Raw genomic sequence first — 13,149 nt, forward strand, 5'->3', positions numbered from 1 at the left:
TGGGCGTCGATGCGCTTTTACGAAACCTTCCCGGCGACGGAAAACACAATGATCCGCCGCCGATGCGGCGACTATACCTGATGCACGAAAGACAGCAACTTTAGAAAGTTTCCGCGCCTGACAACGGAAACGCGATGTAAGTTTTCCCGATTCGGCGCGACCCGGCGAAAGCGCGCCATGCGGCGTCAGGACCACGCGTTGCGAAGTTTCCTCGCCACGTCGATATGCACGGTGACGTCACCCGCCGGCCCCCGCGGCACATCGTCCTCGCGCGGCTTCGGGAAGATCTCGTAAAGCGGCAGCATGCGCTCGGAGACGAAGCGGCTGCGTGTGCCGTACACATGACGATCGCCCATGCCCGTTTGTTGATGGACGTAGAAGCGTTGCGGCACGACCAGTTGCAGTGACACTTTCGCGCGCGTCATTGCGACATACAGTAGCCGTCGCTCTTCCTCGATGTCCTCATCGTCGCCTGTGCTCATGTCGGAAGGAATGCAACCGTCGACCACGTTGAGCACATACACCGAGTGCCACTCCTGTCCTTTCGCGCTGTGAATCGTCGACAGAATCAGATAGTCCTCGTCGAGCAGCGGCGGCCCCGATTGCGCACTCGTGGCATCGGGCGGATCGAGCGTCAGCTCGGTCAGAAACTGCTCTCGGGAACCATAGGTGCTCGCAATGCGCGCGAGTTGTTCGAGATCGGCCTGACGCACGGCTGCGTCGTCGAAACGCTGTGCGAGCAGCGGCCCATACCAACGCAGCGCGAGATCCACATCGGCCGGCCATGCGAGACGCGTGTCGTGCAGCGTCATGAAGACGTCGACGAACGCGCGCCACTCGGTCGCAGCGGCGGACGGCGGCTTGAAGTCCGCAAGCACTTGTGCGGGCGTGGCGGATTGGGCCATGGCGTCGAGCACACGCGTTGCACTCACCGGGCCGATGCCGGGAATCAACTGCGCGACGCGGAACCCCGACAACCGGCTCGCGGGGTTATGCGCCCAACGCAGAATCGACAGCATGTCCTTCACGTGCGCCGCTTCGAGAAACTTCAATCCGCCGAACTTCACGAACGGAATGTTGCGGCGCGTGAGTTCCAGCTCAAGCGCCGCGCTATGGCTGCCGGTGCGAAACAACACGGCCTGCTGCATCAACCGCGTACCCGCCTCGCGCTGCTCAAGTACCTGATCGGCGACCCAGCGCGCCTGTCCCGACTCGTCGCTCACATTGACGAGCTGGGGCAGCCGCGTCGATTCCCGGTCCGTCCACAGCGCCTTTGCATAGCGCTCGCTCGACTCGGCGATCACGGCATTGGACGCGTCGAGAATCGGCTGCGTCGAGCGGTAGTTGCGCTCGAGCGTGACCACATGCGCGGGCACCGCAAACTGACCGGGGAAGTCGAGGATGTTACGGATCGTGGCCGCGCGAAAGGCGTAGATCGATTGCGCGTCGTCACCCACCACCGTGAGGCCGCGCCCCTCGGGCTTCATCGAGAGCAGAATCTGCGCCTGAAGCCGATTGGTGTCCTGATACTCGTCGACGAGCACGTGATCGAAACGCGCGTCCAGTTCGCGCGCGAGTTCCGGTGCCCCCATCGTCTCTGCCCAGTACAGCAGCAGATCGTCGTAATCGAGCACGTGTTGCGCTTGCTTTGCGCCGACATAGGCGCCGAAAAGCGTCTTGAGTTGCGCCTCCCACTGCGCGCACCACGGGAAATGCTTTGCAAGCACCTCGGCCAGCGGCGCCTGACTGTTCACCACGCGCGAGTAGATCGACAGACACGTGCCCTTGAGCGGGAAGCGCGATTGCGTGGCGGAGAATCCGAGGTCGTGGCGTACCAGCCCGAGCAGATCCTCCGCGTCGCTGCGGTCGTGGATGGTGAACGCCTCCGACAACCCGATGCGCGGGGCGAACTCGCGCAACAACCGTGCGCCGATGGCGTGGAACGTCCCCGCCCATGGCAGCGATGGCGGCTGCGTCGACGGCAGCCCCAGCACTTTTTGCAGCACAGCGCCCACGCGCCGTTCCATTTCTGCGGCAGCGCGCCGCGAGAACGTGAGCAGCACAATGCGGTTGGGGTCGGCCCCGCGCGCGATCAGGTTCGCTACGCGGTGTGCGAGGGTGCTCGTCTTGCCCGAGCCCGCGCCGGCAATGACAAGCAACGGACCGCCGGGCGAGCCATCGTCACCGACGCCAAAATCGACCGCCTCGCGCTGGCGGTCATTGAGTTCGGCCCACGGATCGCGGGCGGGGGCAGCCGTCTGTTCTGACATGCAAGATAAGGGGAGAACCACGGAAATGCGCAAACTAACGCGCCGATTGCCCGTGGGTACGCTCGAAAAGTACTGTATATTTATACATTATAACGATGGGTTAGACGCCCATCGAGCCCCTTTCAAATTTGAGACGAATCCCTCGCTGTCACCCCGTCGACAGCGTTGCGTCCAGCTTCCCATGACGATCCGCACTGGCACATCGTCCTGGACCGACCCGACGCTTATCGCGTGCGGCCGGTTCTACCCGCCGGGCGTCAAAACGCCCGAGGGGCGCTTGCGCTACTACGCATCGGCGTTCGATCTGGTCGAGGTCGACAGCAGCTACTACCGTCTGCCCGACGCCGCCGTCGCCTGGCGATGGACGCAACGCACGCCGCCGTCGTTTCGCTTTCATATCAAGGCGTTTCGCGCCTTCACCGGACACACGACACCGCTCGCGGCGCTGCCGCGGGACATCGCACAGGCGCTGCGCCCCTCGGACGATCTGCCCGCGAGGCAGGAGACTCAGCTCGCACCGGACGATATTCCCGCCGAGTTGCGTGACGAACTCTGGCGACGTTATCTCGAAGCCATCGAGCCGTTGCGCCAGAGCGGGCAGCTCACCGCCATCCACTTTCAGTTCTCGCCGCGCGTGCAAAACAATCGCGCGGGGCGCGCGCTCGTCTTCGAGACAGCGCAACGGCTCGCGGGCGAGCGTCACGCCGTCGAGTTCCGTCACCGGAGCTGGTTCGACTCGCCGTCGCGCGAAGCCGCCACGCTGGCCATGCTCAGGGAGACGGGCGCGGCGCACACGATCGTCGACAGCCCGGCCGGGTTCGATAACACCGTCCCCGCCGTCTGGGCGACGACACGCGACGACCTCTGTGTCGTGCGTCTGCATGGCCGCAATACTGCGGCGTGGAACCGCCGAGGTCTCGCGGCTTCGTCGGGACGCTTCGACTACGAGTACAGCGAGCGCGAGTTGATCGACATTGCGGCCCGCGTTCAGCGCATCGCTGCGCAAGCCGACGATACGCACGTGCTCTTCAATACCAATTACGAGGACCAGGGCATGAAAAACGCGTCGGAATTTCAACGCGCGCTCAACGATCTGGCTCGCGGCGGAACTTAGCGGTGACGGGTATCGTCGGACGGCGCCGACGGCGGCGGCGAACTTGCCCGAACCGCCTTGCGCCACGCGGGCACATCGGCCAGCCGCGTGCCTTCCGGCACCGCCCCGTGCTTGCTGTGCCCGACGCGCTGCGCGCGGTAGATGCCGGTGTGTCCCGAGCACAGATACGCCAGCACGCATGCGATGGCCGCGTAGCCCCCGATCTGGGGACCGAAGATCTCGATCGCCATCAGCGTCGACGCAATCGGCGTATTCGCCGCCCCGGCGAACACCGCCACGAAGCCGATGCCTGCGAGCACCGCAGCCGGTAACGTCAGCACATGAGACAGCGCGTTGCCCATCGTCGCACCGATGTAGAACAGCGGCGTAACTTCGCCTCCCTTGAACCCCGAGCCGAGCGTGATGACCGTGAAGAACGTCTTGCCGAGGAAGTCGTACCACGGCAGCGACGTGTGGAACGCGTCGACAATGGTCGGGATGCCGAGCCCGAGGTACTGCGGCGTGCCCAGCACCGTGGCCGCAACCGCCACCAGCACGCCGCCCGCAAACGGACGCAGGGGTGCATACCCGATGCAACGCTTCATGAACGCGGACATCGCGTGCGTGGCTTGCGCGAAGACCATTCCGACGAGTCCGCAAAGCACGCCCGCCGCCGCGGCACTGAGCGCCCCCGAGAGCGTCATCGACGCCGCGAACGCCGGGGGCGCAATCGTATAGGGGGTGTGATGCACGCCCCACGCGCGCGTGACGGCGTCTCCCACAAGGGCCGCCACCAGACATGGCAGCAGCGCGTCGTAGCGCAGCCGGCCGATGGCGAGCACCTCCAGCCCGAACACAGCGCCTGCAAGCGGTGTGCCGAAGACCGAGGCGAAACCCGCCGCGATCCCCGACATCAACAGCACACGACGCTGCTCACCGGACAGCCCGAACACATGCGTGAGCTGATCGGCCAGCGCGCCGCCCATTTGCACGGCGGTGCCTTCCCGTCCGGCCGAACCGCCGAAGAGATGCGTCATGACCGTGCCGAAGAGCACGAGCGGCGCCATGCGCAACGGCACCACGCGCTGCGGGTCATGAATTTCGTCGATCAGCAGGTTGTTGCCCGCCTCGACGCGTGCACCGAGCCGCAAATAAAGCCAACCGACCGCGAAACCGGCAACGGGCAGCAGCCAGAGCAGCCAGGGGTGAGCGAGGCGGGTATCGGTCGCGAGATCGAGCGCGACGAGAAACAGCGCCGAGGCGCTGCCGGCCATGACGCCGACGAGCGCCGCAAGCCCGCTCGCATGGGCCGCGCGCGGCAACACGCCGAACAGATCACGCAATGGGGAATCGTGGAACATCTTCATGAGGTTCAAACATCGGGACGAGTGACGCCGTCGACAAATTGCCTGAACACGACAGGAGAGAGATCGAGATTTCGAGGGGACGAGAGAATCGCCCGTTCGCATAGCCCGCAACCTCCCGGCACGCCAGGATCTTGCAGGCATCATCAGCCCCGGGGAGGGGCGGTTTGCGAAACGAACGCCGGAGGTATGCCATCTCCGTAAAGCAGTCGTCATGCTATCAGGAAGCACGCGCACTCACAATGCGTGACATTTTTTGCGCCCAAATACCGAACGGTATCGGCGCATTCCGATAAATCGGCGCTTCCGCGTTCTTGCCCGAGGCACGCCTCTAGAATCGGGGCGTGGCTGAAGGAAGACAACACGGCATGACCTCTTCGGCTTAAGGAGATCCCCACATGGAATTACGGAGCATCATTTGCCCGTCGATGGACGGCATTGCGTTTCTTCGGGCGTGGCTGCCCCCTGCGGTTGCCCACTCATCGCGCTTCTTTTGTCCGTCCAACCTGAGCGATGTCCCGTCTACCGCGCGCGACGTCATCTACGTACACCAGCTTCAAACGCTGCTGATTCACAACGCCCACACAACCGATCCGGACCTGGCCGGTGAGCGAGACGTATGTGCCGAGGAGGTGCTGTCAATCAATGCGTCGACCGAACAGTTCGAGATCGCGGTCGTCACGCCCACGCTGTTCGTGATGCTGTTTGAAACGCCGGAGATATTCAAGACGATCTTCGGCGACCGAGCCACCGAATACCTGCATCTGATGGGGAGCTACGATCCCGAGCGCGCGATTCGCGAGGCGGGCATGACTGTGGCCGACATCATCCGTCATCTGAACGACGCCACGCGCGAACGGCTGCGAGCCACCCCCACTGCGCAGAGAATTCTGGAGCGTATCGCCATACTCGACGCGAAGCCGTTCTCAAATGAAAACGGCGGGGACCATGCCGTGCATCGTCGCCCGCCGCAATTGATACGCTGGGATTAGAACACCGACTGCTTCGCGTCCTTCACCGTCTTCTCGATACGCGCCCCGACCTCCGGGTCGATTTGCTTCCAGTACTCGAACGCGCGCTCCAGCACCGGGCTGCGCACGCCGCCGAGCAGCGCGCCGGACACCGTCTCGACCAGACGCGTGCGTGCCGCGTCGTCGAACACGTGACGCACGAGAGCGCCCGGCTGCGAGAAGTCGTCATCGTCCTTGTGCAGCGTGTAGGCACTGCGCACCATGGCGCCATCCGACTCCCAGCCGTCCTCGGCCGCACCGGTCTGATCGGCGTACGGACGGCCACCGCTGTTCGGCACATACACCGGCGCATTGCCGCTGTGCTCGAACGCCATGTGTCCGTCGAACATGTACGTTTGCACCGGCACCTTTGGACGGTTCACCGGCAGTTGATGGAAGTTCGTGCCGATGCGATTGCGCTGCGCGTCGTTGTACGCGAAGGCGCGACCGAGCAGCATCTTGTCCGGCGACAGGCCAATGCCCGGCACGGTGTTGCCCGGCGAGAACGCGGCCTGCTCGATCTGCGCGAAGAAGTTCTCCGGATTGCGGTTGAGCGTCATCTTGCCCACTTCGATCAGCGGATAGTCCTTATGCGACCACGTCTTCGTCAGGTCGAACGGGTTGAAACGATAGTTTTTCGCATCGGCATACGGCATGACCTGCACCGACATGATCCAGCTCGGATGCTCGCCGCGAACGATGGCGTCGAACAGGTCGCGGCGGTGAAAGTCGGCGTCCTGACCGGACATCTTCGCCGCTTCGGCATTAGAGAAGAACTCCATGCCCTGCTGCGTGTGGAAGTGATACTTCACCCAGAACTTCTCGCCCTTCTCGTTGACCCACATGTAGGTATGCGAACCATAGCCGTTCATATGACGCCAGGTACGCGGCAGCCCACGATCGCCCATCAGATAGGTCACCTGATGCGCCGACTCCGGATTGTTCGTCCAGAAGTCCCATTGCATGTGGTTGTCGCGCAGTCCCGAGTCCGGCAGACGTTTCTGACTGCGGATGAAGTGCGGGAACTTCATCGGGTCACGCACGAAGAAGATCGGCGTGTTGTTGCCGACGAGGTCGTAGTTGCCTTCGTCGGTATAGAACTTGAGGGAGAAGCCGCGCACATCGCGCCAGGTGTCGGGGCTACCGGATTCGCCTGCGACCGTGGAGAAACGCGCGAGCATGTCGACCTTGGCGCCCTTCTGGAACAACGACGCCTTGGTGTAACGGCTCACATCTGCGGTGGTTTCGAAAATGCCGAAGGCGCCTGCGCCCTTGGCGTGAGGTTGACGCTCGGGGACTTTCTCCCGATTGAAGTGCGCCATCTGCTCGAGGAAGTGAACATCGTGCAGCAGGAGAGGGCCGTCCGGGCCGACCGACAGCGTGTTTCGGTCGCTTGCCGCCGGTGCACCTGCCCCGGTTGTCGAACCGGTGTCCAGACGTTCTTTCTCTTTGCTCATATTGACCTCCGACATGAAGGTGGGTGGGGAGAGGGAGAGAATAAGAGTCAGTAATTCCGCAAGTCGTTCAAAGCATAATACAAGACGTCGGGACGCACTCACCGGCATCCGGCGCGTTGAATATTCGTCAACTTGCGATGGGTCCATCGCGACCCGGCCTCGCCCCTTCGCCTCCGCTCCCCCTTCCCAACTGCCAGCGTTACAGCATCGAGAAGCCTCCGTCCACCGCGATTTCGGCGCCGAGCATATAGCGCGACTCGTCGCTCGCCAGGAACATCACAGCACGGGCGATGTCCTCCGGCGCACCGAGGTGTCCCACGGGAATGCGCGACGCGATCTTCTGTTTCCTCTGCTCGATTTGCGCCTGCGTGGCGCCCGCGCGCGCATGAATCGGCGTGTCGATCGCGCCCGGGCTGACCGCGTTCACGCGAATCCTGCGCGCCAGCAGTTCGCTCGACCACGTGCGCGCCAGCGAGCGCACGGCCGCCTTGGACGCCGAGAGCAGCGATAACCCCGGCGGGCCGACCTCATGAAGCCACGACGTATTCAGAATGACCGACGCCCCATCGCGCAACACCGGGGTGACCGCCTGCATCGATAGAAACACGCCTTTCACGTTGATATCCATGAGCGTGCCGTATTGCTCGGGTGTCGTACCGTCGAGCGGCGTTGCGTAAGCCACGCCGGCATTGGCGAAGAAGACGTCAAGCTCGCCGAACCTCTGCTGCACGACATCGCGCATGCGCTGGAGATCGTCGACGTTGCGCACATCCGCACGAATCGGTCACACGTGCTCGCCGAGCGCCGCCCCTGTGGCGTCCAGTTTCACCGCATCGCGCCCGACGATGGCCACGCGCGCGCCCTCCTCCACGAACAAACGCGCCGTCGCCAGACCAATGCCACTTGTCGCGCCGGTGATCAGCGCCGTTTTGCAAGCCGCCATCGATGGACACGGCATCGCGCTCGCACGCAGTGTGCTCGCGCGCGACGACCTCGCGGCGAACCGTCTGGTACGGTTCTACCCCGAGGTCGATTGCTCGTCGCCGCTCGCTTACTACGTGGTGTATCGGGCAGAGTGCGCCACGCTGCCCCGGCTCGCGGCGTTCAGGGAGTGGTTGCAGCAGGAGACCGCCGCCACGCCCGATATGGACACGAACACCATCACGGACATCACGCCGCCAACGCCCGGCACTGGCAAACGACGCGCTCAAAGCAAGCCATCGCAAAGTCGACGGACGCCTCGGAAGTAAAACGTCCCAGGCTGAGCCGCACCGTGCGGCTCGCGGCTTCGCTGTCGAGCCCAATCGCGCTCAACACGTGCGACGGTTGCCCCGACGCCGAATTGCACGCCGATGTCGACGACACCGCCAGATTGCCATTGAGCATGAACGTGAAGAAGCCCGAGTGCTTCACCGTAAGACTGAGCGTATGCGGAATCCGCTGAGCGTTCGCTGCGTTGAGCACCACACCGTCGAGCCCCAGCACGCCATCGAGCAGACGCTGACTCAATTGCGCAATGCGCGCGTTGTCGATCGTCATGCCCTTCATGGCCAGCTCGCACGCCGTGCCCATGCCTACGATCTGATGCGTCGCCAGCGTACCGGAGCGCAGGCCGCGCTCGTGTCCGCCGCCGTGCATCTGCGGCGCAATGCGCGCCATCACGTCCTTGTTCACATACAACGCCCCGATCCCCTTCGGGCCGTACACCTTGTGCGCCGACATCGACAACATGTCGATGCCCATAGCCTTCACGTCGATGGGCGTCTTGCCGAGCGCTTGCGCGGCGTCCACGTGCAGCAGCGCGCCCGCTGCGTGCACCACCTTCGAGATGGCGGCGACATCGGTCAACGTACCGAGTTCGTTGTTCACGAGCATGAGCGACACCAGGCCCGTATCGGGACGCAGCGCTGCCGCAACAACCTCCGGCGTGATCTCGCCGGTTGTCGACGGCGTTACGAACGTGACGGGCACACCGCGCGTCTCCAGACACGCCATCGTGTCGAGAATCGCCTTATGTTCCAGGACACTGGTGATCAGATGCGCTCGCGCCTGCCCGAACTCCGCATAGCCCTTGAGGGCGAGATTGTTCGATTCGGTGGCACCGGACGTCCACACGATCTCGGCCGCATCGGCGCCAATAAGGGCTGCGACCTGCGAGCGCGAGCGCTCCACGAGACGACGCGCACTCACCCCCGCCGCATGCGAGCTAGACGCGGGATTGCCGAAAACACCGTCGACCCCCAGGCATTCGGACATGGCGGCGATCACGGCAGCGTCTGCCGGCGTCGTCGCCGCGTAATCGAAGTAATGGAGTGGTTCGTTATCGCGCATGATCGGCCCTTGCTCAAAAAAGTGCATCGATCCTACGCGCCGCGATCGAGAAAAGGCTTGCGAAATCGCTTATGAGAATGACGTTTAAGGGAAAATTTATCCCAGAAAATAAGTAATTATGAAAATTCCTTCTCGTGGCGATCACTCGTCGCCACGAATCGAAAATCGGACGGTGACGGCGAGTCCGCCGCCGGGCGCCTCGCCCAACGTCACGCGGGCGTGATGCTTGCGGGCGATTTCCTTGACGATGGCCAGCCCGAGCCCGGAACCGTCGACCGCTTGCGCCGTTGCACCGGTGTGTTCGCGACGATAAAAGCGCTCGAACACCGCCTCCCGTTCATGCACGGGAATGCCGGGTCCGTTGTCGATCACCTGAAGCACGGGCGTAGCGCCGCCGGCTTCGTCCTCTACCGAGCCCGCACTTTCCGTGCCGAGCCACGTGCGCACCGTAATGACCGCGCCATCGCCGGCATAGCGAATGGCGTTGTCGATCAGATTGCCGCACAACTCCGCCAGCAACTCGCGTTGTGCGAGTACCTCCACCGGGCCGTCGTGCTCGAATCCGAGATCGATCTGTCGTGCGCGCGCCACCGGCGACCAATCGAGCGTGACGTTGCGCGCCACCTCGTCCAGACGCATCGGCACCATCGCCACAGGCGGTCCCCCCTCTGCCTCCAGCCGCGACAACGAGAGCAACTGACGAACGCTCTTCGCGGCCTGCTTCACCGCGTGGTTGAGTCGCTCGACACGCTCGCGCGCCTGCGCGCTGAGCGACTCTCGCAGCGTCAGTTCGGACTCGGCCTGAATGATCGCCAGCGGCGTCTTGAGTTGATGCGCGGCGTCGGCGAAGAAACGTTGACGCGATGCCTGCATGCGCCCCACGCGTCCCACGTATTGATTGATCGACTCGACGAGCGGCTTGACCTCGGTCGGCAGATCGACGTTGTCGAGCGGCGTCGTGTCGCCCTCCTCTCGCGCGGCGACCTTGGCGGAAAGCCGATTGAGCGGACGCAGGCCGCGTGTCACGCCAAGCCACACGATCGCCAGCGCCAGCACCACCAGCAACACCTCTTGCTGAAGCGCGCCGGTAAGAATCTGCCGGGCGAGCTCGTGACGCGACTCCGTCGTCTCCCCGACCACGATCCACACGACACGCGTCTTCGCATTCGGCACGTCGTGCACCGGCAACTGGAGCGCGCCCATGCGCAGTGTTTCGCCGCGATACGTCGCGTCGTAGAACGCGGTCTGGTATGGCTCCGGCGCGAGCCGTTCAGGCGGCATGGGCAAGTCGTGATAGCCCGTCACGGCGCGTCCTTCGCCCTCGCTTGTTTCAGCGTGCTCTCCAGCGCCTGCGCCCTCACGAATCACGTAGTAGATCTTGCCGCCGCGATCCGACTCGAACATTTCCAGCGCGAGATACGGCAGATTGACCTGCACCTCGCCGTCGATCAGTTGCGTACCCTCGCGAATCGACTTGATCGAGAACTCCAGCGAGCGGTCGAACGCCGAATTGGCCGCGCTCATCGCGCGTTGATAAGTCAGCCAGGTGTCGAGTGCGAGCAGTCCGAGCAGCGGGAACAGCAGCCAGAGCGCCAGTTGGCGGCGAAGATTCGGTTGCAGCATTGGGGGGCGGGTGACGGAAATGGCGGTGGGCAGACGTGAGACGTCCCAATCAACCGGCGGACTGCGCCGCGTTGGCCTTCTCTTCGAGCAGATAGCCCAGCCCGCGCAGCGTGACGATCGCGACGCGACTGCCTTCGAGCTTCTTGCGCAGACGATGGACGTAGATTTCGATGGCGTCCGGATTCACTGACTCGTCGATGCCGAAGAGCTTCTCCGAGAGGGCTTCCTTGTTGATCGCGCGTCCACCGCGCAGGATCAGCACTTCGAGCACGGCGCGCTCGCGTTTGGTCAGCGCGAGCAACGCTCCGTCAAGACGAAAGCTGCGCTCCACGCCGTCGAACACCAGCGGTCCGCAAGCCACATCGGCACTCTCGTGATGCTGCGAGCGACGAATCAGCGCGCGGGCGCGCGCCTCCAGTTCGTCGAGTTCGAACGGCTTGGAAAGATAGTCGTCCGCGCCGAGATTGAGGCCTTTCACTCGGTCTTCGAGCGAGCCGTGCGCGGTGAGGATCAGGACCGGCACACGATTACGACGAGCACGCAGCCTGCGCAGTATCTCGAGGCCATCCAGACGCGGCAGTCCCAAATCGAGAATCACGAGCGAATACTCCTGCGTGCGCAATACATGGTCGGCCGCTTCGCCGTCGTGCATGCAATCGACGGCGAAGTTCGCCTGTGCCAACGCCTCGGAAAGCGATTTGGCCAGACTCGGATTGTCTTCGACTAGCAGGATGCGCATTAGGGAAATCCATGACCCGAAAAAGGGGCTTCAGGCCGGATTCGACACGAAATCGAAAGCGAATTGAAAGTTCCGGCAAATTAACATGCGCCACGCGAAAACGACAAACCCCACTCAAGGGGGCATCCGGAGGACGACATGAAGCAAAAGACAACGCTCGGCGCGACGCTCGCGTGCGCGGCGCTTTTCGCAGCGGCCACGCCCGCAGCACACGCGCAGGTGCCCGCCGGCTATCCGGCGAACTATCAGGCCACCATCGACGGCGCGAAGAAGGAAGGCAAGCTGATCGTGTACTCGGTGACCGACACGGCGCTCGTGCGCCCGCTCATCAAGGATTTCGAGTCGCTGTACGGCATCAAGGTCGAGTACAACGACATGAACAGCACCGAGCTGTACAACCGCTACATCAGCGAGTACGCCGCCAACAGCACCAGCGCCGACGTGCTCTGGAGTTCCGCGATGGACCTCCAGGTCAAGCTCGTGAACGACGGCACCATGGCGAGCTACGAGTCGCCCGAGTCCGCCCACATCCCCCAATGGGCGCAGTACCAGAAGCAGGCCTACGGCACGACGTACGAGCCACTCGCCATCGTCTACAACAAGCGTCTGCTGCCCGCGAACGAAGTGCCGCAAACGCGCATGGAGCTGATCAAGCTGTTGCAGGCGAACCCGGCCAAATTCAAGGGCAAGGTCACGACGTACGACATCGAGAAGTCGGGCGTCGGCTTCAACTATCTGACGCAGGACGCGCGCGTGAACCCGGAAGTGACGTGGGAGCTCGTCGGCGCCATGGGCGCGCTCAACCCGAAACTGCAATCGAGCACGGGCGCGATGATGGAGCGTATCTCGTCGGGCGAAAACCTGATCGGCTACAACATCCTCGGCTCGTACGCATTCGCCAAGGCGAAGAAAGATCCGTCCATCGGCTACGTGTATCCGCGCGACTACACGCAGGTCGTGAGCCGTCTGGTCACGATCTCGAAGAAGGCGAAGAACCCCAACGCGTCGAAGCTGTGGGTCGACTATCTGCTCTCCAAACGCGGCCAGACCCTGCTCGCGAATCAGGCCAACCTGTTCTCGATTCGTGCCGACGTGGATGGCGAGACGTCGATGGCGAACCTCACGCAGCAACTCGGCGCGGCGCTCAAGCCGATTCCGATCGGTGCGGGGCTGCTCGTCTATCTCGATCAGGCGAAGCGTCTCGAATTCCTCAAGCGCTGGCAGCAGTCGATCAAGCGCTGAGCGCGGCGCTACCGAACGCG

At 63.4% G+C, this 13,149-nt stretch carries 8 protein-coding genes, 3 pseudogenes and 1 riboswitch; of the genes and pseudogenes, 4 read left to right on the plus strand and 7 right to left on the minus strand.

Annotated features, from left to right (window positions below):
* Nucleotides 1-185 precede the first annotated feature (185 nt).
* A complete protein-coding gene (locus tag ACIPHM_RS16285) occupies nt 186-2,270 on the minus strand; it encodes an ATP-dependent helicase (protein ID WP_400330109.1) in 2,085 nt (694 codons plus the stop codon).
* A gap of 181 nt (nt 2,271-2,451) precedes the next feature.
* Between ACIPHM_RS16285 and ACIPHM_RS16290 the strand changes: the two genes are divergently transcribed.
* Complete coding sequence (locus tag ACIPHM_RS16290; protein WP_400330112.1) at nt 2,452-3,384, plus strand: DUF72 domain-containing protein; 933 nt, start codon at nt 2,452-2,454, stop codon at nt 3,382-3,384.
* Here the strand turns inward: ACIPHM_RS16290 and ACIPHM_RS16295 are convergent.
* Nucleotides 3,381-4,730 (minus strand): voltage-gated chloride channel family protein, encoded by a 1,350-nt coding sequence (locus ACIPHM_RS16295; RefSeq protein WP_400330115.1) that lies wholly within the window; start codon nt 4,728-4,730, stop codon nt 3,381-3,383. The genes ACIPHM_RS16290 and ACIPHM_RS16295 overlap by 4 nt on opposite strands.
* Nucleotides 4,731-4,857: 127 nt before the next feature.
* A riboswitch (Fluoride riboswitch) is annotated at nt 4,858-4,936 on the minus strand.
* Nucleotides 4,937-5,125: 189 nt separating this feature from the next.
* On the opposite strand from ACIPHM_RS16295, the gene ACIPHM_RS16300 reads away from it, so the two are divergent.
* A complete protein-coding gene (locus tag ACIPHM_RS16300) occupies nt 5,126-5,719 on the plus strand; it encodes a hypothetical protein (protein ID WP_400330118.1) in 594 nt (197 codons plus the stop codon).
* Here the strand turns inward: ACIPHM_RS16300 and ACIPHM_RS16305 are convergent.
* Nucleotides 5,716-7,194: a catalase gene (locus ACIPHM_RS16305; RefSeq protein ID WP_400330120.1), complete on the minus strand. Its 1,479-nt coding sequence runs from the start codon at nt 7,192-7,194 to the stop codon at nt 5,716-5,718. The genes ACIPHM_RS16300 and ACIPHM_RS16305 overlap by 4 nt on opposite strands.
* Before the next feature lie 199 nt (nt 7,195-7,393).
* A pseudogene (locus tag ACIPHM_RS16310) lies at nt 7,394-8,152 on the minus strand (SDR family oxidoreductase).
* Between ACIPHM_RS16310 and ACIPHM_RS16315 the strand changes: the two are divergent.
* Nucleotides 8,115-8,330: pseudogene (locus ACIPHM_RS16315) on the plus strand (LysR substrate-binding domain-containing protein); the annotation flags it as partial. The pseudogenes ACIPHM_RS16310 and ACIPHM_RS16315 sit on opposite strands and share 38 nt — an antisense overlap.
* Before the next feature lie 37 nt (nt 8,331-8,367).
* On the opposite strand, the pseudogene ACIPHM_RS16320 reads toward ACIPHM_RS16315, so the two are convergent.
* The 3 genes and pseudogenes from ACIPHM_RS16320 to ACIPHM_RS16330 form a co-directional block, all read right to left on the minus strand.
* A pseudogene (locus tag ACIPHM_RS16320) lies at nt 8,368-9,525 on the minus strand (cysteine desulfurase family protein); the annotation flags it as partial.
* A 141-nt stretch (nt 9,526-9,666) separates the two neighbouring features.
* Nucleotides 9,667-11,148, minus strand: coding sequence for a sensor histidine kinase N-terminal domain-containing protein (locus ACIPHM_RS16325; protein ID WP_400330123.1), 1,482 nt, complete (start codon nt 11,146-11,148; stop codon nt 9,667-9,669).
* 49 nt (nt 11,149-11,197) lie between these two features.
* A complete protein-coding gene (locus tag ACIPHM_RS16330; RefSeq protein WP_400330126.1) occupies nt 11,198-11,887 on the minus strand; it encodes a response regulator in 690 nt (229 codons plus the stop codon).
* A 138-nt stretch (nt 11,888-12,025) separates the two neighbouring features.
* On the opposite strand from ACIPHM_RS16330, the gene ACIPHM_RS16335 reads away from it, so the two are divergent.
* The gene (locus ACIPHM_RS16335; RefSeq protein ID WP_400330129.1) at nt 12,026-13,129 is read left to right on the plus strand and encodes an ABC transporter substrate-binding protein; all 1,104 of its coding nucleotides are present in this window, start codon (nt 12,026-12,028) and stop codon (nt 13,127-13,129) included.
* The last annotated feature ends 20 nt before the right edge of the window (nt 13,130-13,149 follow it).

Origin of the sequence: Pandoraea sp. NPDC087047, assembly GCF_044745225.1 — a bacterium.
Classification (GTDB): Bacteria; Pseudomonadota; Gammaproteobacteria; order Burkholderiales; family Burkholderiaceae; genus Pandoraea.